At 60.8% G+C, this 21,030-nt stretch carries 16 protein-coding genes and 1 pseudogene; 3 read left to right on the top strand and 14 right to left on the bottom strand.

Going from position 1 to position 21,030, the window contains the following annotated elements; genetic code table 11:
• Positions 1-61: 61 nt before the first annotated feature.
• Together mobF and Q0897_RS03640 are read right to left on the bottom strand one after the other, a co-directional pair.
• Entirely contained in the window at positions 62-2,998 is a 2,937-nt protein-coding gene (mobF, locus tag Q0897_RS03645; RefSeq protein WP_299307535.1) for a MobF family relaxase, read from the bottom strand.
• A 37-nt stretch (positions 2,999-3,035) separates the two neighbouring features.
• A pseudogene (locus tag Q0897_RS03640) lies at positions 3,036-5,420 on the bottom strand (type IV secretion system DNA-binding domain-containing protein).
• 763 nt (positions 5,421-6,183) lie between these two features.
• Between Q0897_RS03640 and Q0897_RS03635 the strand changes: the two are divergent.
• The gene (locus Q0897_RS03635; RefSeq protein ID WP_299307593.1) at positions 6,184-6,378 is read left to right on the top strand and encodes a hypothetical protein; all 195 of its coding nucleotides are present in this window, start codon (positions 6,184-6,186) and stop codon (positions 6,376-6,378) included.
• A gap of 102 nt (positions 6,379-6,480) precedes the next feature.
• Here Q0897_RS03635 and Q0897_RS03630 read toward each other — a convergent pair whose 3' ends face one another.
• Positions 6,481-6,717, bottom strand: coding sequence for a hypothetical protein (locus Q0897_RS03630; protein WP_013832744.1), 237 nt, complete (start codon positions 6,715-6,717; stop codon positions 6,481-6,483).
• Between the two features lie 326 nt (positions 6,718-7,043).
• Here Q0897_RS03630 and Q0897_RS03625 point away from each other — a divergent pair, with 326 nt between their 5' ends.
• Complete coding sequence (locus Q0897_RS03625) at positions 7,044-7,274, top strand: DUF6437 family protein (RefSeq protein WP_299307532.1); 231 nt, start codon at positions 7,044-7,046, stop codon at positions 7,272-7,274.
• Between the two features lie 116 nt (positions 7,275-7,390).
• On the opposite strand, the gene Q0897_RS03620 is transcribed toward Q0897_RS03625, so the two are convergent.
• The 7 genes from Q0897_RS03620 to Q0897_RS03590 form a co-directional block, all read right to left on the bottom strand.
• A complete protein-coding gene (locus Q0897_RS03620; RefSeq protein WP_054529553.1) occupies positions 7,391-7,780 on the bottom strand; it encodes a single-stranded DNA-binding protein in 390 nt (129 codons plus the stop codon).
• Positions 7,781-8,078: 298 nt separating this feature from the next.
• Positions 8,079-8,507, bottom strand: coding sequence for a hypothetical protein (locus tag Q0897_RS03615; protein WP_299307531.1), 429 nt, complete (start codon positions 8,505-8,507; stop codon positions 8,079-8,081).
• A gap of 10 nt (positions 8,508-8,517) precedes the next feature.
• Positions 8,518-8,955 carry a DUF6878 family protein gene (locus tag Q0897_RS03610; RefSeq protein WP_299307530.1) on the bottom strand — a complete coding sequence of 146 codons (438 nt, stop codon included), beginning with the start codon at positions 8,953-8,955 and terminating at the stop codon, positions 8,518-8,520.
• A 118-nt stretch (positions 8,956-9,073) separates the two neighbouring features.
• A complete protein-coding gene (locus Q0897_RS03605) occupies positions 9,074-10,027 on the bottom strand; it encodes a DUF2493 domain-containing protein (RefSeq protein WP_299307529.1) in 954 nt (317 codons plus the stop codon).
• 301 nt (positions 10,028-10,328) lie between these two features.
• The gene (locus Q0897_RS03600) at positions 10,329-10,751 is read right to left on the bottom strand and encodes a hypothetical protein (protein ID WP_299307528.1); all 423 of its coding nucleotides are present in this window, start codon (positions 10,749-10,751) and stop codon (positions 10,329-10,331) included.
• Positions 10,752-10,762: 11 nt separating this feature from the next.
• Complete coding sequence (locus tag Q0897_RS03595) at positions 10,763-11,704, bottom strand: zincin-like metallopeptidase domain-containing protein (protein WP_299307527.1); 942 nt, start codon at positions 11,702-11,704, stop codon at positions 10,763-10,765.
• A gap of 155 nt (positions 11,705-11,859) precedes the next feature.
• Positions 11,860-13,848, bottom strand: coding sequence for a ParB/RepB/Spo0J family partition protein (locus tag Q0897_RS03590; RefSeq protein ID WP_299307526.1), 1,989 nt, complete (start codon positions 13,846-13,848; stop codon positions 11,860-11,862).
• 167 nt (positions 13,849-14,015) lie between these two features.
• Between Q0897_RS03590 and Q0897_RS03585 the strand changes: the two genes are divergently transcribed.
• On the top strand, positions 14,016-14,501 hold the full coding sequence (locus Q0897_RS03585; protein ID WP_299307525.1) for a hypothetical protein: 486 nt from the start codon (positions 14,016-14,018) through the stop codon (positions 14,499-14,501).
• Positions 14,502-14,540: 39 nt separating this feature from the next.
• On the opposite strand, the gene Q0897_RS03580 is transcribed toward Q0897_RS03585, so the two are convergent.
• The 4 genes from Q0897_RS03580 to Q0897_RS03565 all read right to left on the bottom strand — a co-directional run bounded on the left by Q0897_RS03580 (position 14,541) and on the right by Q0897_RS03565 (position 20,975).
• On the bottom strand, positions 14,541-15,260 hold the full coding sequence (locus Q0897_RS03580; protein WP_299307524.1) for an RES family NAD+ phosphorylase: 720 nt from the start codon (positions 15,258-15,260) through the stop codon (positions 14,541-14,543).
• On the bottom strand, positions 15,257-15,670 hold the full coding sequence (locus Q0897_RS03575; RefSeq protein ID WP_299307523.1) for an MbcA/ParS/Xre antitoxin family protein: 414 nt from the start codon (positions 15,668-15,670) through the stop codon (positions 15,257-15,259). Before Q0897_RS03575 ends, Q0897_RS03580 begins: the two co-directional genes overlap by 4 nt.
• A 60-nt stretch (positions 15,671-15,730) precedes the next feature.
• Positions 15,731-19,963, bottom strand: coding sequence for a strawberry notch family protein (locus tag Q0897_RS03570; protein WP_366519895.1), 4,233 nt, complete (start codon positions 19,961-19,963; stop codon positions 15,731-15,733).
• 103 nt (positions 19,964-20,066) lie between these two features.
• Positions 20,067-20,975 carry a toprim domain-containing protein gene (locus tag Q0897_RS03565; RefSeq protein WP_299307521.1) on the bottom strand — a complete coding sequence of 303 codons (909 nt, stop codon included), beginning with the start codon at positions 20,973-20,975 and terminating at the stop codon, positions 20,067-20,069.
• Positions 20,976-21,030: the final 55 nt, after the last annotated feature.

Genomic DNA, 21,030 nt, shown 5'->3' with positions numbered 1-21,030 from the left:
GAACAAAAACAGAACTAACAGTCAACCGGTGCCATATGAACCCATGCGGATAAACGCTGCGTCAGATCCCGATTTCGAAGGGCTTGGTGATCGAGCGATCGAGTTCGGGCGGCTCGCGAGCCGGTTCTTGCGAACGATCAGACGCCTTGCCCTTAGCCTGGCCAATTGCTGCCGCATTGCGCAGCTGATTGACCGTTTCGAGTGCCGAGCGCTTCATTCCCGGATTGCGCTCAACAGCTGCTTCGAGCTTGCCCGCATTGTCGACAAACAGGGTCAGACCATCGCGCAGGCGGGTTATCGTCACGAGAAATGTCTGCTGATTGGCAAGATTGCGTTCGCGGCTATCCATGACGGCGATCCCGCGGTCGGAGGTCAGACCCTGCGCCATGTGCGCATTGAGCGCGTAGGCGAGATCTAGACGCTCAAGCATGGGGTCGCCCAGCCCCAGCAGGTGTTCGGTGCCGAGCGACGTTTTCACCGTGACACCCTTCGCATCAACCGCCATGATGCGCGCCTGATCGGCGTTGAGCAGTCCGCGCTTGTGATCGGTCGCCGTCCAGCGAACGCGGTCGCCATCGTAGATTTCTAGTGGGCGAACCTCAAACAGACGCAGGGGATCCTGCTCACCCTGCGGTCGTATCTGGCCCGGCCGGAATTCAAAGCGCTTGCCCCGCTCGTTCTGCAGCATCACGCGTTCGCGGGTGGGATCGGTTTCGATCACATCATAGCGGCCCTTCTGCAGCCCCTGCCCCCTTTGCCGGCGGTCGACTTCGAGCACCATGCCGGCCGCATAGCTGCGCGCATAGCGCATTTCCTCACGCGTCAGATTGACGCGCGACAGCACAGTGAGACCCAAGGAACCCGGTCCCAATTCGCCATTGGCCTTGAGCCCGATTTGGACTGCTTCATTCACCTGTCCGCGCAAGTTGCGACCCGAAGCATAAATCGCGGTCATCTCCCGCTCTGCAGGCGAAAGCGATAGCCAGGCCGCCGCGGCGTCGACGGCAGCTGTATTTCCCGACGCGACGACATGCGGGCCAAGATGTCGCAAGGCCTCGTCGATGTTTCCGCCCTGCGCTGCATATTGAGCGTCGCGCAACGCCTTATCGCGGGCCCGGAGATTGGTGTTCATGGTAGCCGTTTCGACGCCTGCCTTCTGCATGACGTCGAAGGGTTTGCCCGCATCGACAGCGCCCAATTGGTTCCTGTCCCCTATGCTGGCGAAGCGGTCGAGCTGAAGCAGGTTGGCGAGGCGCACCAGCTTTTCCTTGTCGGCATTGCCGACCATCGAGGCTTCGTCGAGTAGCACCGTGGTGCCGCGCAGAGACGCGCGGGTCTCGGCAAGCCTCGCCTGGTCTGCTCCTTCCAGAAGGCCCTGATGTTGGCGTAGAAAGCGCGCGACCGTCATCGAGGGAATGCCGGTGTCACGTTCAAGCATCTGCACGAGCGTGTTCTGGACTGCTAGTCCGAGCACGGACCTGCCTTCCTCGCGCAAGATGTCCGCCACAGGTTTGAGGACGGTACTCTTGCCGGCGCCCGCCACACCCTGAATCGCGACAATCCGGTTATGCGAGGCGAGAAGCAGGCACCCTGCCCCTTCCTGGCCAGGGTTCAAGGTCAGGCCATATTTGAGCTGAGAGAGCGCCTGTAGCCGCTCTCCGGCCACATCAGCTTCGACCACGGCAGACCCATGGCCACGTCCGGTTTCGACGGCGGCGATGATGCGCTGTTCGAGCCCGATCGCATCGCGGGTCGTAACAAGATTGCGATCTGCACCCTTGCCTTTTTGCAGGTGGCCCTGGCGCAGCAACTGGTCGACGCGGTGTTCGATGTCGGGGAGCGTGGTGGGCAAGGCAAAGCCTAGCGCTGAGCGATATATCTCGGTCCGCGAGAACGCCGCCTCGCGCTCGCCCAAATGCCGGATTGCCGATGCGACCGCATGAACGGCGGCGATCTGTTCGGGCGTCCGGCGCTCGATGTCGCGAGGCACAAGCGGATCGCCCTGACGTAGCCCCAGACGCTCCGCGAAGGTCGCAGCCAAAAGGCGCGCCCGCTGACCGATCGATCGGACCGAATTTCCAATTCCGGAGACGGAGCCAATGTCGGTGGCGGCCCGTGCATTGGCCTGTGAAATGACAAGCCTCGGATCAAAGCCCAACTGTGCCGCTGCCTCGCGCCATTGGTTCACGAGAGCCTGGCGGTCCGCCACCGGCCCTTTGTCCGCGCGGGTCATCAATGTGGCTGCATCCAGTGCGGCCGGACCTTTTGCCTCCATGGTCGAGTATGCCTCGAGAATCTCGGTACGGCGCGAACTGAAGGCGTCACGAACGGGTTTTGGGACGCCCACCGCTTCGAAATTGCCATGCTTGCCGAATTCGCCGACCTGGTAGCCGAGCTTTTCTACGGCCAAGCGGAAGCGCGCCATGGTCATGGCATTGAGCAGCGTGTTGTGCTCCCAGATCTTGTCATTCCTCAGCGCTCGCCATTTGCCATCGGGTCCCTGGGTGACATTGGCAACCACGGCGTGAAAGTGCGCGTTGGGCTCCTGATTGCGGTTCGTGTCGTGCTGGAAAAGCCCGATCACGAGATTGCGTGTCGCGACCACCCGCTCCTTGCCTCGGACTTCCATGCGGGTTTCGGCGAGATTCTTCTCAGCCCAGGCCAGAGTCTCGCGGACGGCCGCACCATAGGCATCGAGGATACGCCTGTCGCCGCCGACGAGGGCAAGGATGGACCAGCTCTTGGGCATCGAGAATGTGAGGTCGGTGCCGGCGCGATGCGCCCTGTTATCGCTCCCGACACGGCTTCCATCGGGCAGCATGCCCTTGAGCACGGCCTCGAACTGCGAGGCTTCGACGACGCCTCGCAGTCCAAGCGCCTCCGCGCCTTTGCCAAGCCATTGACCAGATCGCTCGGCATCGGCGCGGGTATAGTAATTGTCAGCGGCAAAGTAGTTGGCAGCGCCGCCAGCCGTGCGGACGTTGGCTACAGAGAGCATCAGGCGTCACTCCGCCCGGCGGCATCTGCCTCGTTCGTCACAGTTCAAAATCGCCGAGGTCGGGACCCTCGTGCGAAGGCTGATCCTGCTCGGGAACGCCGTCTTCGAGCATGAGCTTGCGGGCTTCTGCCTCTCGCTGGCGCTGGGCTATCCGATCGACGGCTTGCGGCTTATCCGAGGGCGGATTGGCCCGCGGCAAGTCGCTTCGGCGTCCCTCCTTCACGCTATTCGATGGATCCTTCTCATCGGGATGATCGCCTTTGCGAAACGCCGCATTCGTCGGCAGCAGCGGACGGGAATTACGCGGCGTTGCCGCGCGCCCTTCGGGCGACGATCGTCGCGGATGATCGGATTTGGCTGACACCTTCCTGGTGTCGTCGAGAACGTCCTTTTCGGCCTGCTTCGTCACCCGCTGGCGTGATTGCTTGGCATCGACATCCACTGCCGACTCTAGTGAAAGAGTACCTTGCTTTGGGACGACGGGCTTGCCCGCCCCGTCATCGTTCGACGAGGGATGTTCGCTCTGACTTGCGGGCGGATTGGCAGCCGTCTCGTCGCCTTCACTCTTGCCATCGACCTGCCGGATTGGTTCTCGATCCTTGGCCCGACCGACGAAGACATGCGCGATTCTTTCCCGGTCTATCGGCTTCAGACGGACCGGCGCTGCTGGAAAGCCGTCGGGGAATTTGATGAAGCCTGACAGGCGCGGCAGGTTCATCAACTGGTCGGGCAGCAGCAAAGGCTCGATATGCTTGCGCGGCGTCAGGCTGACGGCGTCGCGGGCATTGTTGTAGCCGTAGGTGTAGCCTTCTTCCATGTCGCGAACCTGGCGATGACCGATGAAGTCGGAACACCAGGTGGCGGTCTCGCGATCTGCCGTACCGAGGATCAATTTTGTCCGGGCAAGCGATGCAAGCGTCATCGCCATGTTCTCACCGTAGACCTCCTTGAGCTTGGCATAGGCATGGATGCCGGTGACGATCGCGCCGCCGAAATTACGCGCCGTCTGCAGGCCTTTTTCGAGAGCGGGGAGCCGGTGAAGCGCGCCCAGTTCGTCAATGAAGAACCAGCATTTGAGGTCCTTGGTGCGAGGCATCGTCATAAGCGTGTTCATCGCCGTATCGAGCCACAGCGTAAGCAGCTGCGCGCACACGCTCATGTCGACGTAGCGCGCGGAGATGAAGACCATGGAGCCACTTCTTTTGGCGTTAGTGCCTTCGTCGTTATGGGCGCCCTCCTCGATCCAGTCGCGGATTGAAAAGCGGCGCCCGGAAGTGGGCAGGAGCTTCAGCGCCTTGGCGTTCACGTTGAACACTGCCCGGATCGATTCCGCCATGCGCGCGGCTTCAGGAGCGGTTAGGGGATCGGCGATCGTGCCTCGCATCATTGCGTGGACCCGCGAGAGATCAGCGGTCATCAGTTCGCGGGCAAGCGCAGCATTGGTGCCCCGCCCTTCGGCCACCAGTTTGAGGCAGAATTCGACGAACAGCGCACGCGCCGCGATAACCCAGAATTGCGCCTCCCCGCCCCCGTCATGGGGTACGATGGCTTCCGCTGCCGCCCAGAATTCACCTTCGGTGCGGCATTCGTCGAAGAGGCTCCATTGCGGACAGCGCGCGTCGAGCGGGTTCAGAATGATGTCCCGGTCGGCCTGGTAGAAGTGTTCGATAAAAGCGCCGGTTAGGTCGAACACGACGCAGCGCTGTCCCTTGGCGCGGGCTTCAGCAATCATGTCCGACATGGCGACTGTCTTGCCCATGCCGGTGGTCCCGATGAGCATGGCGTGGCTCTGTTCAAGCCGCCAGGGATAGACAACCGTCGCAAGATGCGAGGGCCGGTATGGAAATGCCGCAGACAGTTCCTTGGGCGAACACAGATGCCATTTCCAACCCATAGAGCTCGAGAGCTCACGGGCGCGCTCGCGCTGGTTGTGCCCGCGCAGTTCATCGACCAGTTCCGGTAGTGTAACGAGCATGGCCCCGCGCTCATGTTTGCGCTCTTTTGAACGGCTGCCGAAGCGCGCTGCGAACCAGTAGAACAGCACGAACGCCGGCACGAGAAGCAAGGCCGAACGCACCAAAGCATCGCCCAGCAAGTCGAGCAAATGATCCCAGGCATTGATCACCGGTGGATAGGCATCGAGTATGATGATGGGGAGCTGGACGGTTCCTCCCAACCCCGTTTCGAGTGCGACCTGTTTGGCCGGATCGAACTCCATGAAGCCGTAGATGGCAGCATAAATTCGCATCCAGACAAGGTAGGTTTCGTGATCGCTCAGCCCTGCCGAAATGGTCCACCAGCTAGTCTAGGAAATGCCGATAGCGGCGATGATCAGCGGCCCCTTGAGACCTGCTGCAAACATGAAGCTGAAGTGCCCGAGCAGCTGACTTCCGCGCGTGAAGTTGACGAGGTTACGCTTCATCGGAACCTCCCTCGCCGGTGTTTGCGGTGAGTCCCAGTTCCTTGCATTTGCGCGCATAGGCCTGATGGGCTCGCTCACGCAGCCCGTGATCGGCATGCCCTGCAAGAAGAGCATCGACGCCGACCATTGTGAACACCGATTGACGGCTGACGCGGTCGACCGATGTTTCGAGCTTGGATGCAAGATCATCATTTTCGCATGCCTGCGAAAGCAGCGACCGGATCCATTCGCTGACGCTTATATCGCGCCGCTTTGCTGCAGTACGAACCCGCTCAGCGAGCTCGACGGTGACATGTACCTAGAGAGATTTTGGCCGTGTCATGCACGGACTCCTTGTGGTCAGGAGCCCGGAACGCACTGCGAAAGGCGGTTATTGTCTAAATCAGAAACGAGAACATGTCAAGAACATGCGAGATGCGCAGGAATGCGCCATTTCTGGCTGTCGTCAATCGAATCCGATTGGCGAATTGGCGACAATTCATTTCTGATTGAGAAGCTGCCATTTTTGCCAGAATCCAGTACCACATTGTCTTTACTATCTTTTTTACCGCCCCCCGCTTGCGATTTGTCGCGTAGGGTGTGCTCTTCTGTCCCCAGCTTAGAGGGTAGGACCCAGTGTTATGACCTGCACGGGATCGGCGGTTTTGAAGTCCCAAAACCAGGGGATGAGGACGATCCCGTTCGACTGCCGATTGTGCTAAAGATTGATTGAGCTTGCCGGCAGGAAGAATGGTGTGCCGGGCATCCCACAGGGAGCATGGTTATGGCGGACGTAACACTGAGCGCGACACCCAAAGGCAACGGATTCCAGGCAACCGTGACCCATTCCAACGGCGTATCGATCAGTTCGGCAGAAGCCTTTCCGACGAAGGCCGAAGCCATTTCAGCCGCGGCCATGAAGGTGCTCGACATGCCCGATCGGCTGGAGAAGTTCGACGCGTCGGACGCCGAAGACTGATGTTGCACGGAATGCTCGCGCGATACGTACGGGAGCGACAAAACGGGACCCGAGCAAAAAGAAAGGAGGAAGCCCTGACGGACTTCCTCCTTGTGTGTGGCATCAGAATTCATCGCTCAGCTTTCCTGGCACTGTGTCGATGACCCGGTCCAGCATGGCCTTGGGCAGTGCGCCGTAATCGCCCTCATCGACCGCGATGTAACCTGCCTCACCATCGGTCAGGACATATTGGGTGAAGTAGCTGTGAAGGGACCGGGCATGAGCCTTGTCGAGTGCGGCAACGAAAGCTGCCTGATCTGCCTGGAATGAGCCCTGCGCGATATTCAGTGAAGCGTACATGATCTTTCCTCCTGATGTTCGATGCGTCGCATCAGGAGCTGCGAGGATGTGGGTGACGGGCCGGGTCAGGGACCGCGCATAGCGCGGCCGCGAAGCGGCGATGGGGGAAACGATTTTTGCCGGGCTTGCCCGGTAAAAATGGTGGGGCCCCGTCGTCCTTGACGCGGCCCCAAAGCCCGCATCACACTTGGCCTTTCTGCGAGAGAGACCTCTCCAACGTCAGCGAGAAAAGCACTGGCATCGCGGCAAAAACCGTTTTCCTACATGGCCCCTTGCTGGCACTGTCGCGCGTGGAGGGGACCAACGGCCAGCGAAAGGACAAACTCATGGCCAGGTCCAAACCGAGCGCGCGGAACGCGCTCAAGAAGCTGCGCGAGCAGCGCGAAGAACTCGATGCACAGGAGGCCAGGCTCCGTGATGAAGCAGCCGGCGAACTGGGCAAGGTTCTTCTCGAATGCGGAGCCGAGACGGTCGAACCTGCGCAACTGAAGCAGCTCATCCGCGCATCGCTCACCATCGGGATCGACGATGCTCTCAAGCGGCTCTCCCCCGCCTGACACTTCAACCGCGGCGGGGTGTGGGCTCGATGCCCCGCCCCGCCGTTCACGCCTGCGAGCACAAAAAAGGCCCCGATGGCGCGAACCATCGGAGCCTTGTCGTTTGCGGGAGGCACTCAGTCCTCATCAATGTCGGGCGCACCTTCATTGTTCGACGCTCGGCCCTTGGTGAGGAAGTCCACCTTGTCGGCGATGATCTCGCAGCCGTAGCGCTTGGTGCCGTCCTGGTCTTCCCACTGCGTATAGTGGATGCGCCCCTCGACCGTCACGAGCTGGCCCTTGGTGCAGTACTTGGCGACGTTCTGGCCGAGACCGTTGAAGCAGGTCACGCGGTGGAATTCGCTGTCCTTGGCGGTGTAGCCGTTTTCGTCCTTGTAGGTCTTGCCGTCCTTGCGTGCGGGACGGTCGGTGACGACCGAGATCGAGGTGATGCTGGTACCGCCCTGGGTCGTGCGGGTTTCGGGATCGCGGGCGATGCGGCCAACGAGGATAACGAGATTGGTCATGGTCTTTCTCCTGATCGAGCATTCCGGGTCCATCCCGGCTGCAAACCCGACTAGGAAGCGGCCACGGCGAAGCGCACCGAAGGGAAACCTCGATCTGGTTCGGGTGGTGCGGGCAGCCGGGCGCAGCCCGGCAACTCGGCCGGACCTGATCGGGGTTGCGCGTCTCGACGGGGATGCTTCAGGAAAGGTTTGCTTACAGGCCGGGTTGGTCCCGAGTGCCTTGCACAGGCCAAGCCATGACTTTTCGCATTAACAGGTTGCCACGTCCCCCCTGACCTCGCTTGCCTTCAAGGCGACATCATATCTCGACTACCGACGCTCCTCCCGAAGCGGACGAAAGCCCCCCTGAAAACGCGCCGCCAGCAGCCGTCTCCACAGTGCCAAGCGGCATAGGCTCGTCCAGACGATGGCCCCGCAACATCCAGTCTTGGGGCGTGATGAGGCGTCCCCAATCCGCAAAGGAAGGAATCGTGCCCAAATCCTCGCGGACGTGCTGCTCGCCTACAAGGCGAACGGGCACGACACGGCTGTCGGCGTTGAGGATGGTAGGCCCGAACAGCGTTTCGAGCATGAAAATGCCTTCGGCATGGTGCCGAAGGGCCCGGTGCCGCGGATCAGCAAAGATCGCCTTCGACTGGTCAAACCATTGGTGGAGCGGCAGGTAATCTTCCACCACCCCTCCCCATTTCCGGACTGACGATAGGGCGTGATAATAGCAATGAGCCATCACACCTCTCCTAGAGATCAGTCGAATGGTCGTCGGTCGCCGTGTACCGCAGCTGGCAGTCCAGAACGAAACTCGGCATAGCCACGTCGATGACCAGTTCGCCGCAGGCACCATCATTGATTTCCCACCCAGGATGATGGCGTTCGAGAGCAAGGTAAGTCAGTTGCTCGAGGGCGGAATTGAGGCTCTGGTCGTCGCCTTCTCCAACACAGGCGATCGTCACTTCGGGACACGGAACACTCGCCCCCACGGCGTCAGAGAAGACGCATTCTTCGACCGCACCGCTGTCGCCACACCCATCGAAACGGATTTCTACGCGGGCAATTTCGGCATTGCGCAGCGGGGCAATGATAGCTGCCTTGAGCCGTTGGACTTCACTTTGTGCCTGCGCCGCGCGCTCGGTCTGGCGGACAGCAAAATCCGCCATGATCGCCTGAAAATCAGTCATGAAATTTCTCCTGCAATGTGGGGGGCAAGCACCAATCGTCTTGCCCACGATGACAGGCGATTTCTCTCCTCTGACAGGCTGCGCCAGCGCCGATGGCGCTGGCGCGATGCCAGACGCATCAGTCGGTATCCTGAGCCGCGCGCTTGGGTGAAGTGCCAAGCGGACCACGGCGATCAACGACGGTAATCCGACGGGATTTGGCTTCGATGACCAAGCGCTCTAGGACCCCGTTTCCGGGAAAGGCCACGACATAACGGGGGTCGAGCGAGAGCATACGCTCGTTGCGCTTGAAGCCTGCGCGTGCCCCCAGGCGCATGTCGAGGGAGAAGCTGATTTGGGGGATACTGCGTCGTTCCGCCCATGAAGATGCCAGACGGTCAACGCCCTTGGTATCACCGCCGTGGACAAGAACCATGTCAGGAACCCGGTCGTGAACCTTGTCCAGAGTAGCCCAGACGTTGTTGGCGAAAGTGAGAGCGTCCTGCTCGTTTGGATGGCGTGTGCGGCCACCGGCAAAGATCACCGGCGTTCCTTCTGGCATGGCGGCGCGGCGCTTGGCTTCGCACCGGGCTCGGATGAACTCGCGGCCCTCCACGAGCGCGGAAGTCAGCATGGCGCTGTGATTGAAGCGCGAACTCGACACGGGCTTCCACGAGGAGCCGAATTCGTTGAGATAGAGGGCAGCGGCCACTTCGCGCATCTCCTCGAGAGCGATCATGGCCCCTTCGGCACACTGCGCACGCTCAACCTGGGTCTCGAGTTCATGGGTATGAATTTCGGATCCATCTGCAGTGGCCAGGAGCGCTCGGACTTCGTCGGTTGCGCGGTCGACTGCGGTCGATTTGCGGGTCGCGGAACGGTGAAAGATGTTGACGAACGCCCAGCCGAGGTCCTCGGCATCGGCCTCCAGCGCAGTCCCAGAGACCATCGCAAAAAGATCGGACCAGACAGCTTCGAGCGTCTGGACGACCGCTTCGTGGACCGGAAAATCATTGGTGGAAACCGGGGCAGGACCAATCGAAAAACCGGAAAGATCGAGGCCGGCAAGTTGGTCAGAAAATGATGAGTGCATGGGTATTGTCCTCCTGACTGGCGTGAGGCTGACGCACCCGCTCATGGCTGCGCCAGCGAGAGCCCGTCAGGGCCAGCTTGAGGCAGTCTCCGCACCCGACAGGGGAAACCCGCTTGGGCAGGCTGGCGCGGGCAGGCCAACGGCCCACAGGGCCGGGCCAACTCGGGCCTGCGCAAGCCGGGTTGCGGAAGACTGGCGGCTGGCCCAGGGCCTCTCTCGCATGGCTTCAGACCATGAGTGCACATGCAGGCTTCGTCAGTCAGGACTGGTACATGTGTTCGCTCACGATTGAGTGGCGCATTCAGGCCACCCGTTTTGCGTAGACGCCCTCACCGTTCGACATGTGACCGAGGCAGACGTAGTCGCCGAATAACGCTTCAAAGCGCGAGGCGATCTGGGACAGCCAGCGTTGTGCTCTGGGCGATCTGGCCGTGCGCCAATCGGCATCCCAATAGGCGCCATCGTCGCGCTCGACGATCCACACCGCAACCAAGCCGGCGTAAACCGACACGCCGAAATCCGCATAGGCATTGCGCATGAGGATACGGTCTTCGCGGCCTCGCCAACCGTCGTGCGCGATCAGGGAAGGGAATGCCTGCCCTGCGCGCTCGCGCAGATCCTCGCGGAGCCATTCATATTCCAAGTCCCAGTCGTCGTCGTTTTCGACTTCGAGCACGGTGAAGGCGACAATGGCCCCGCTGGGATAGCTGACCGATCGGCCCATGATGCCCTCCTTCAAGCGGCCAGCGCAGCGTCGTCAGACGCTTCGTCAATATCATCGGCAGAGGTCCGTCCCCCGAGTCTGAGCAGAAGCCTTGATGCTTCCTCCGCCTTTGCGGCAGCGGTGAGAATGGCACGGTCATCCTGCTTCAGGAGCTTGAGCCAATGCTCGATATAGCTCGCATGGCTATCCAAGTGTGTGACTGGCAGACCGAGTTCAGCGCCGAGCATGGCGCTCGAAAGTTCGGCAATGAGTTCCTCGGCAGCGTAAGCTGCAGAGCCAAATCGATTCTTGAGATTACGGTCGAGGCGGCTGGCATGACCGGTCCAATGCGATAGCTCGTGCGCGAGCGTCGCGTAATAGTGGTCGAAGCCTGAGAAGAGATGCAAGGGCGGCATTGTCACCCGGTCAGCTACCGGCTCATAATAGGCTTCGTCGCCCTGATGACGCAGGACGGCCGGAATAATGGCAAAGAATGAGTCGAGTTCAGCCTGACGGCCCTCGGGCTCCACCACCTCAAGCGTCGCGGCGGGATGGAAACGTTCCGGAAGACCTTCGACCTGATCAGCATTGAAAACCGGATAGGCCTTCAACACGCGACGACTTTCGTCGGTTTTTTCGCCGGTGTCGGGTGCTTCTACTTCCTTGGTGTAGCTCTTGTAGAAGATGGCGATGGTGGATTTTTCACCCTTGCGCACCTGTGCGCCCAGTTCTTTGGCCTGATTGTAGGTCATCCAGAACGGCGAGGCGTAACCGCACATGTCGGCAACCATCCAGAGCCAGAATACATTCATGCCGCGATAAGGGATGCCGCACGCCCGCAATGGGCGCGAGACTGGCACACCGCGCCATGGCTTGATCCAGGGCTTCGTGCCGGACTCGAGGCGGGCGATGATTTCCTGGGTGATACGGGTAGCAGGCGACACTCCGCCGCTTTGTCCCTTGCGATAGGCCATGTTGTATCTCCTGAAATGGCCTGACGACAGTTCCGTCGGTCAGTGCCGGAGATCCCGGAGCCCGCTCCGCTCTCTTTCCATGAAGGAAACGGCCCCCCGGCATGTGCCGGAGGACCGCTTCACGGTGGCGAGCAGCCGTTCCTGTCAGGAGGAGGTCAGGCGGCCAGCTCGCTCGGGGGCTGATTGTCGTCGTTGGCGACGAAATCCGCATCGGGACTTTGCGCTTCGTTATCGGCAGGAATTTCCGGCTGGTCGGCAAAACGCATGACTTCGGGCACCCAGGCGAGGGCTCTTTCCCGAACTTCGACCTCGGTGATGTAGGTCCCCGCGAAGACGCGCTCGGCGCTCATCGCGAGATCGCCCTTTTTCACCGATGCAAAGCGTGAGGACAGTTCCAAACCGCCAACATCGGTGAGCGCATCAAGGATGACCTGCTTCGAGACGCGGTCGAAGTAGTTTGCCGCGGTCGGACGCCACCATTGCGCCATGTCGATGCCGATCGTGCTGCCCAGATGATCCTGGAACGTGATCTGACGTTCGCCTGCCATGTTGAGGCTCGCCTCGAGTGTGCGAGCGACGACGAAGCCGAGCCATGCTGCGCGACTTTCATCAGCGAGTGCCCGAAACATCTTGAAGCGCGACGAAGCGTCTTCGCCAGATCGCCAGCTCTCATCGAGACCCGAGCGCAGGTCCGCAAGGGACGCGCTTGCCGGCGCATCCTTCGCTTCGAACCCGACAATCGGACCCGCGGGGACGCCGCCACGCAGGGTCGTGGCCGCGCGTGACCGCCAGTCGTGGGTGTCGGCATCCGCGAGGGTGAAGACCATGATGTCGAGCGAAAGGCCGGGATCCGATGCCACGTGGAGCGCGAGCACGTCACGACGTTGCATCGCAAGTTCGTCGACCAGACGCTTGGAAAGCGCTGCACGGCGTTTGCCATCACTGCCGACACTCGCGACGACTTCGACGACATCTTCGTCACCAACGACTTCGATGTCGCGTTCGCCGTAGAACACTGGCTGGAGAACCGGTGTGCCGTCGCGCGAGAGGACGAGGATCATTCCGGCATCGGCCTTCAGTTCGGGTGCCAGCTCCGGGGGCTTTGCCCGAATGTCCTGGCATTCGCGCTCGATCGCTTCGATCGTCGCCTCGGCCGCAGCAATTGCTTCTTCGGCGCTGTCTTCGTCTTCAAGAATGGCCGCATGCTCGTCGTACGAGGCATCGAGCTCATCAAGGCGGGCCAGTTCGGCGTCAGTCAACGGAGCCGGCTCGGCTGGAAGTCGAATGAGGCCTTCGACGAGATCGTGACTGGCATAGGCGTCAAGCGTCGGCTTGACCCAGGCAAGACCCTGCTCTGCTGCGAGCGCCTTGGCGCGCTTTTCCATCTCCTCTGCGGCGAGCGTTTCGAGAAGCGCGACATCGACCCAGGACTCGCTGTCATCGTCGTCGAAGAGTTCGCGTTCGATCCGGCTACCTGCAGCGAGATAGGCTTCGCGACCGACAAGACGGGCCCGAGCATCGCTGCCGTGAACCGTGCCGGAGAGCACCATGCGCCGGATACTGTCGGCGCTGGGCGCATAATAGCCCGAAGACGCTTGCTCATAGACGCGAGCCTGAATTTCTTGATCGGAGGTCGCGCCGAACGCTTTGGCGAGATCGAGAGTGATTTCGCCGGATGCCAGAGCATCGAAGACGACGGGTGCAAGGGTCGCGAGACGCAGCCGGCCTTCGACGAAGCGGACCGTCAGTCCGAAGCGGCGCGCGACATCTTCCGTCGAGGCACCAGCATCAATAAGGGCAGCGAACGCCTGCGCTTCATCGGCTGGGTTCATCGCGAGGCGATGGAAGTTTTCGGCCAGGCTCGTTTCGACGGCTATTTCCGCATCGTCCTCAAGCACGAGGCAGGTAACCTCGTAGCCCTTCGGCAGAACTTTCTCTTCGGCAAGCGCCAGCAAGGCGCACCGGCGGCGCTCTCCTGCTTCGACCTCGAATTTTCCACGAGCAGCAGGCCGAACGATGAGGTTCTGCAACAAACCATGGGCTGCAATGCTCGCTTTCAGTTCGGCATCTGCGGCGGGGTCGCCGTGACGGCGCACATTGCGAGGGGACTGGACCAACTTGGTCAGCGGGATCGCCTTGATCATGGGACTTACTCCTGATTGCGAGCTCAAGCATCGACCATCGAGGCTCCTTCGGCTCAGTCAGAAGCAAGCTTCCTTTCCTCTTCTATGGGCGCAGTCGTTGATAGGGAAACCAGTCATTTACTGGTAAGATGGCATGTCACGCCAATATGATGCACGGCCCAACAGACATGTGGAACGAAGACAACGCCATTTACGACGATGGTGAATGGATTACCTGGACTGAGATCAACACACATCTGGCGCGTTTGGAGTTCGAAGCCCGGTTCCCGAACCTCGACGTCGATCTGGTTCCGATATTTCAAGACTTGCTCGCTGTTGCGCAGAACTATTACGAGCTCACGGGCAGCCACCTTCAGGTGTATGGCGATCTCGGTGAACTCTATGGGGCCATCACTCACGGGCTCAAACTGCACCGGAATTACGCACAAGGGTCGGACGGCAAAATTGGCAATCATTTCGTTGAAGTGAAGACGATTACGCCTTTCAAGAGCAACGACACAATTGCGCTCAATCTCAAGCGCAACTTTAGCAAGGTCTTGATCGTGAAGATTGATTCTGACTTTGAGGTGCAGGGCAAGCTGATCGACCGCAAAGCCCTGCCTAAGGTGAAGGGCAATTCGTTGAAATTAAGTTGGGCGGATGTCGTTTCATAGCTGGATTGCCTTTTGGCCTGCTTCCCGTGGATCGTTCGCTCAAGCAGAACCCACCACCCGAAACACCGCCCCTGTACCAGCGTCTCGAACCAGATCGACACCCATTCCGTCCCAGTGATAGTCGAGGTGACGTCCCTGAGTGGGGTCGGATGCACAATCCGGGTAGAACAAGCCGACACATTCACCACCCGGATGCCGGATGCTCGGATAGACAACACCTTCGGCCCCGCCCCCTTTGAGCTCAACAGCGAGGGCTTGCGATGCAGCATGGTTGTCGGGATCAAGCGCGGGATTGCCTGCGGCAAGGCTCCTGAGATCGTGAAGATCGGCGCTTACCGAAAGGATGATCTCACGGAACTGTGAGGTCCAGCCTGGCGCTTCTACGGTTTGAGCCATGAAGCGGGCATGATGATGGATTGTCTCGAATAGCGCAGTTTCGAATGCATCCCCCGCGTATAGGACGCCGTAGGTCCCATCGGTGAAGCGACTTGGTCGGTCCGTGCTGACATGCGTGAACGGGGCCATCAGATAGGATGCGCCGTTGCCCCCTACCCGGCGGTCAGCAGGTACCAGATCGAGATTGCCGATCGTCGCCATAATGCGAGGATTGGTTTTTTGCTCGGCGGAGATCAGCAGCGGCCAATCTGCAGGGTCTGCGATGTCTTCGAACAGGTCAATCGGTGGAAAGGCACTGCGGATAATCCGTACAGCACCTTTCCACTCGACCTGGGCAACCGGAATCGCCTTGGGATCAATCACCAGGCACCACGTTCGGCATCAAGATAGCGACGCACCCGCATGATATCAGTCAGCTCGCCGCCAAGCATGACGTCGAGCGCACTCACTCCGGCAAAGGCAGCGTTACCTGCCTTGATCCAGGCGTAGCCACGTTGGGCTTCGGAAAAGATGATCCTCAGCGCCTTGTGGATACCCATCAGGTTGGAGAGCCGCGCCGCACCATCGCGCGAGACACGGCCCGCACCCTCAGCCTTCCACCGCCGGTAGGACCGAACCGGCATGTCGAGCAGAGTCGCTGCCTGCTCGTCTGTGAGTTCCCATTTGCCGAACAGGTTCAGCACGGCGCGGAACATCGCCGATGCTTCCTCCTGAGTTATAGGATCGGGTCGGAAGGCGTGGGGGACGGTATCAACGGGTTGCAGTGCCAACATGAGCATTCTCCATATGGCATCATATATCACTTTGGATGCCAATTGGCAATATAGGAGGCCTCATCCGACAAGTCCCGCCAAGACCGCCACCGCGTTCGTCGTCGGGACGAAAAGTCGCGTCTGATAGCGTATGATCTCGGTGAAGCACCCATGTGCCTTGTACCAGTCGAGGCGCGACGCCGACCAACCAGCCAGTTCGAGCCGCTGCGCGCCATTGACGAGGCTGCGCTTGAGCGTAAGCGCTTCGCGGCTTTTGATTTGCATCGGCCGCCCGGTCCCGAGCACCGCATCGACGATTTGCTCTGCCGAGAAGGCATGTTCGTCTTCAAGTCCAAGCGCCTGGCATAGTTCGGGCACGCAATGGAGCGGAACCTCCCGGCCTAACAGCGAGCGTCCGTCTCGCGCCGAAATCCGGCTGACCCGAACATAGTCGGAAGGGAGTTTGTCCCACACCGGAAGCAGCAGGCCCGTTGCAAGATGCAGTCGCTCGCGCTTGTGATTTGATGCGGCGTCATCGACCTCCACCTGCCACAGGCGGCGAAATTCGGTTGCATCCACCGTTTCCCAGCTGCTCTCCGCGAGTTGATCGGCAGTAATGTGTCCGTGCTTTAAGGGACGAACTAGCTCGAAGCGGGCCACACGCATACCTTCGTCGGTGAGCAGACTACGCGCCGGGACAAGCAGCCCGATCCGGCCTGAGCGCGCATTACGCAGAAGTTGCTGACGCGAACCTGAAAAGCCGTAGAGCTCCTCGAGCCGTTCGAGACGCAAAGGCTTGAGCGCGCGGGCAATCTCGAGTTCCAGGAGATGCGTAGTCGCACCCGACAGCGCATCGGTGCGCAGAAGCGTATCGGTCAGCACCTCGAAATGCTCGACCGCAATGGTCTCAACCCCAATGTCGAGCGTGCCCGCCTGGCGTGCGGCATCGATCCGCGCTTCGACGAGGCCGAGAAACTCGTCAAATATGCCGTTTTGCAAAACAATCGGCAACGCGAGGATGCGATTGAGCCAGCGCTGGATTGTTGGCAGGTCATCGATCATCCCGCCGTCGGCTCCTTCGACCCTGAGCCCGCTCAATTCCTCAAACCGAGAAAGCGTAACGGCTTCCAGCTTGCCTTCGAACAACAGGCCGAACCAGCGGTGAAGCGCCTCCTTGGCGCATGTGCTCTCGAGATTGTCGGCAGGATCGAAGAGGTTCTGCCCACCCGTCTGACGTTGCCCGCGGGTCAGTGCCCCGAGGCTATCGAGCCGACGTGCAATGGTCGATATAAACCGACGTTCGCCACGCACATCGGTGGTCACGGGGCGGAACAGAGGGGCCGACGCCTGATTGGTGCGGTTGGTACGGCCAAGCCCTTGAATTGCGGCATCGGCCCGCCAGCCCGGCTCAAGCAGGAAGTGGACCCGGCGCATCTGGTTCTTTGCCGCGAGGTCGGCATGATAACTGCGGCCGGTGCCACCGGCATCGGAGAAAACCAGGATTCGTTTGGTCCCGTCCATAAAATCTCGCGTCTCGGCGACATTGGCGCGCGGAGAGCGCGACTGGAGCACCTGGCGTCCATCGCGTCCGACGATCAGGCGGCGGGTACGGCCGGTGACTTCGGCGACCTGATCGACACCGAACCGTTCGATGATTGCATCGAGCGCCGTCGCGATCGGCGGCAAGGCACAGAGTTGCTCGATCATGCGATCGCGCGCGGCAAGCGCCGAACGACAGAGAACTGGAGCACCTTTCTCATCGCTCATCGGTTCGGACCGAGCATTGCCGTTCTCGTCCGTAAAAACGGACATCAACCGCACCGGAAAGCTTTTGGTGAGGTAATCGACGACGTATTCGCGGGGGGAGAGATCGATTTCGAGTGCTTCACGTTCCGCATCGGAGAGATCAGCGAGGCGGCGGTTGAGCATGGCTTCGGCGGTCGAGACGAGTTGCACTACAACAGCGTTGCCGTCGGCAAGTGCCGTATCAATCGCAGGCAGCAGGCTCGGCAGCTTCATCGATAGAAGTAGCTGCGCGAAGAAGCGCTGCTCGGTGCCTTCAAACACCGAGAGCGCCGCCGATTTGGCACCTGAATTCAGGGTATCGCCGCTGTCAGTGTCGACGATCCGAGTTGCCTCGAGTGCCTCGCGCAAATTGGCATGAATGATTGCCCAGGCGTCTGCATAGGCGTCATAAACCGCTACCTGGTCGGGGTTCAGGTAATGTTCGAGAATCTCGTACTCAACCCCAGCAAATGAAAGTGCCCTCGCCGCATACAGCCCCAGTGATTTCAGATCGCGCGCGACCAGTTCCATGGCCGCGATACCGCCATCGCGGATGTCTGCGACGAAGGCTTCGCGATTGGCAAAAGCTGTCTCGGGACCCCACAGGCCCAAACGGGTGGCATAGGCGAGATTATTGACGTCGGATGCCCCGGTCGCCGAAGCGTAGAGCACGCGGGCGCGCGGCAGCAGGTTCTGGATGCGAACACCGGCAATGCCCTGCTCTGATCCTTTGACCTTACCACGTGAGCCCTCCCCGCCAGCTGCGTTGGCCATCGCATGGGCTTCGTCAAAGACGATGAGCCCGTCGAAGTCCTCCCCTGCCCATTCGAGAATTTGCTCGAGCCGGGTGGCGTCGCTTCGGCCCGAACGCAGCGTCGGGTAAGTGACGAAGAGTATGCCTTCGCGCATCCCGATCGGGACACCGAGCTTCCATTGGCGAAGGGGCTGGACGTCGATGGGAAGACCGCCGAGCGCATTCCAATCGCGGCGGGCATCTTCGAGCAAAGCTTCGTTCTTGGAAATCCAGATGTGGCGCCGTTCACCCCTCACCCACCGGTCGAGGATGACGGAAGCGACCTGCCGTCCCTTCCCTGCACCAGTCCCGTCACCAAGAAAGTAGCCCATGCGGTAGGCGTGCCCCTCGGCGCTCGCCTTCAAGGCGCAGCCTTTGTCGTCGGGCTCGAACCGTCCCGGCAGGTCGCGGGCATGCGCGCTTGCAGCATAGATCAGGGTCTCGGCCTGCGCAGCGGATAAGGCGCCTCCAGCAATGAGGCTCGACGGAAGCTGAGGCACTACTTCGGGCACGGGTGCGGTTATCGAACCCATCGCAACGGACTCGACCAGCGGGGTTGGATGCGGGACAGCATCTGCAATCGAGATCCGGCTCGGCCGGTAGGGCAAATAATGCCCAACCTGGCTTTCGATCGGCGCAGGTGCTTCGAGCGGAGTAAATTCGAGCGGCAGGATCGACGGCGCCGCAACTGCTGGATGGCCCCTAAGTGGAACCGGTTTCGTCCTGTTCGCCACCAGTCGAAGCGGCAATGCTGGCTTGGTGCCGATGCTGGGTTCGGCGGGCAGGCTTACCCGGCCAGGCAGCATATCGATCAGCAAATGAAGCTCGGCAAAGTTTGTCGGCTGGGCGATGATCGGGCTGGTACCATCCTCAGCCTTGTCGAGAACCAGGAGCCGGGTTGAGATTGAGGTGCCCTGCTTGACGAAACCGCGCTCGATCGTCGCGTTGAGGCGCAACGAGACGGGGCCGGCGATCCCGGCAAGGAACTTCGGAAGCTCGAACCAATCGGGCATCACTGCGACCAGGCGGCCACCGGGCAGAAGGCGCTTCAAGGCAGAGCGCAAGTGCCTGTCGCCAGTGCGGCTATCGTGGCCCCTCTCAATACCATGTGAATAGGGCGGGTTCATCAGCACCACGCTCGGACCCACGTCGGGCGTGAGAAGTTCGTCGATCAGTTCCCCGTCAAATCCCGTGACTGTCGCCTCCGGAAACACGGTGCCCAGGCATTCGCGGCGCAGCGGTGATATCTCGTTGAGAGCGAGACGCGCAGCTGCCTTTGCTGCCCATACGCCTAGGATCCCGGTCCCGGCCGACGGTTCGAGAACCAGTTCAACGGCAGAAATCGCGCAAGCCTTTGCAGCCATCCAGGCCAGACGGGGCGGCGTTGCGAATTGTTGCCACTCGATCTGCTCATCGCTCCGGTTGGACTGGGTCGGGACCAGACCTTCAAGGCGCGTGAAAGCCTCATCGGCAGCGCTGGATGGCATCGCGAGAGAGAATTCAGTTGCCTGCGCCAGGAACAGCACCTGCGCCAATTCAAGTGCAGCATGGGCATCGCGTACGGACCAGCGTCCTTCGGCGTCGCTACCGCCGAAATGATCGGCCATTGTTGCATTCACAGTGTGCCGTGCGATTGCTTCATCTGAACCTAGCCGCGCGGCCAGCGCCCTCGCCGCTGCCAACACTTGCGGCTCGGCGGGATCGGAGAATGCGAAAGCGGTATTTGCGTGTGACATGAGAGACCTCCTGAAGAGGCCCTGGGTTTGTCCGGGTGTCCGTTCAGATGGATCCGCCCGGGGGCCTCACAAGGCCCCAAGCCCGCTTTCCTCTCACCGGCATTCAGACCGCAGCTCGTACTGAGCGCATGAGCACATCATTCCAGTCGTCGCCGGTTAGCTCCGGGCGCCTGGTGACAATCAGCCGCCCTTCGCAAGCGTAAGCCTTGCGCGCGCGCTCCTCAGCAAGGTGCCCGCCCGCATCATTGTCGACAAAGAGATACAGCTGCCGCACCGATTGAGGGATGGTGGCCAGGCCGAAGCGTTCGTTTCCCAGCGTCGCCCAGCAGGGAACATTGAACAATTGCATCGCGGAGAGGGCCGTTTCGTTTCCTTCTGCGAGGCCAAGGCGTCCCCCAGTCGGGTACGCGAAACGCACCGCCCCAGAACCGGGGCTGCCTAACGCACGCCTAGGCTGATCGAAAGAAGCCATGCTGGTTTTGTCGAGGTCAAGGAAGGAGCGGTGCAGCGCCAGAATTCCGGCATCATTGCGCACGGCCGCCACCATCGCGGGTAGAAACCGGACAGCACCCTTTGGCCCCAGCGGCATACGCCGGTGGAAACGCAGCTCCGGCGAAGCAATCGTGATGCCTCTGGACGCGAGGTACTTCTCGGCGGGGCTGCCAGCGATGATCGACGCCTCACGCCAGAGCCTCAGCGCATTGCGATTGGCGACTTCCTCGCGCGGTTCGGCCACGATCGGACCACTCGTGCCATCGAACGGGTCCGCAATTCGTATTCCGAACCCGGCCATGCCTTCTATCACCGCCTCGTTCGTGCAGCCGGCAAAGCAATGAACAAGGATTGCGCGCCTTCCGAGCGTGATGCTTAACGAAGGAGTGCGGTCGTCGTGGGCCGGGCAGCAGCACATCCCGCGCGAACGCGACCAGATACCGCCCAGCTGCTCGACTATCTTGCGTGCGCGGTTTTCCAGTTGCAAGCCTTGGGATTGGGATGATCGGTGTTGGTGCATGGGGGCATTTCCATCGTAACGTGCCTCCACCCGCGCAGCCTCCGCTCTGCGTCGC

It is taken from the genome of uncultured Croceicoccus sp., from assembly GCF_947496385.1.
Classification (GTDB): domain Bacteria; phylum Pseudomonadota; class Alphaproteobacteria; order Sphingomonadales; family Sphingomonadaceae; genus Croceicoccus.
Note: the sequence above shows the minus strand (reverse complement) of the source record. Positions and strands in the feature narration are given on the sequence as shown.

Bases quoted from the DNA above. Each gene is read 5' to 3' on its own strand.
- Q0897_RS03635 (WP_299307593.1), top strand. From the start codon at position 6,184: ATGGCGGACGTAACACTGAGCGCGACACCCAAAGGCAACGGATTCCAG.
- Q0897_RS03615 (WP_299307531.1), bottom strand. From the start codon at position 8,507: ATGGCTCATTGCTATTATCACGCCCTATCGTCAGTCCGGAAATGGGGA.
- mobF (WP_299307535.1), bottom strand. From the start codon at position 2,998: ATGCTCTCTGTAGCCAACGTCCGCACGGCTGGCGGCGCTGCCAACTAC.
- Q0897_RS03595 (WP_299307527.1), bottom strand. From the start codon at position 11,704: ATGGCCTATCGCAAGGGACAAAGCGGCGGAGTGTCGCCTGCTACCCGT.
- Q0897_RS03630 (WP_013832744.1), bottom strand. From the start codon at position 6,717: ATGTACGCTTCACTGAATATCGCGCAGGGCTCATTCCAGGCAGATCAG.
- Q0897_RS03625 (WP_299307532.1), top strand. From the start codon at position 7,044: ATGGCCAGGTCCAAACCGAGCGCGCGGAACGCGCTCAAGAAGCTGCGC.
- Q0897_RS03610 (WP_299307530.1), bottom strand. From the start codon at position 8,955: ATGACTGATTTTCAGGCGATCATGGCGGATTTTGCTGTCCGCCAGACC.
- Q0897_RS03575 (WP_299307523.1), bottom strand. From the start codon at position 15,670: ATGTTGGCACTGCAACCCGTTGATACCGTCCCCCACGCCTTCCGACCC.
- Q0897_RS03590 (WP_299307526.1), bottom strand. From the start codon at position 13,848: ATGATCAAGGCGATCCCGCTGACCAAGTTGGTCCAGTCCCCTCGCAAT.
- Q0897_RS03605 (WP_299307529.1), bottom strand. From the start codon at position 10,027: ATGCACTCATCATTTTCTGACCAACTTGCCGGCCTCGATCTTTCCGGT.
- Q0897_RS03620 (WP_054529553.1), bottom strand. From the start codon at position 7,780: ATGACCAATCTCGTTATCCTCGTTGGCCGCATCGCCCGCGATCCCGAA.
- Q0897_RS03565 (WP_299307521.1), bottom strand. From the start codon at position 20,975: ATGCACCAACACCGATCATCCCAATCCCAAGGCTTGCAACTGGAAAAC.
- Q0897_RS03585 (WP_299307525.1), top strand. From the start codon at position 14,016: ATGTGGAACGAAGACAACGCCATTTACGACGATGGTGAATGGATTACC.
- Q0897_RS03570 (WP_366519895.1), bottom strand. From the start codon at position 19,963: ATGTCACACGCAAATACCGCTTTCGCATTCTCCGATCCCGCCGAGCCG.
- Q0897_RS03600 (WP_299307528.1), bottom strand. From the start codon at position 10,751: ATGGGCCGATCGGTCAGCTATCCCAGCGGGGCCATTGTCGCCTTCACC.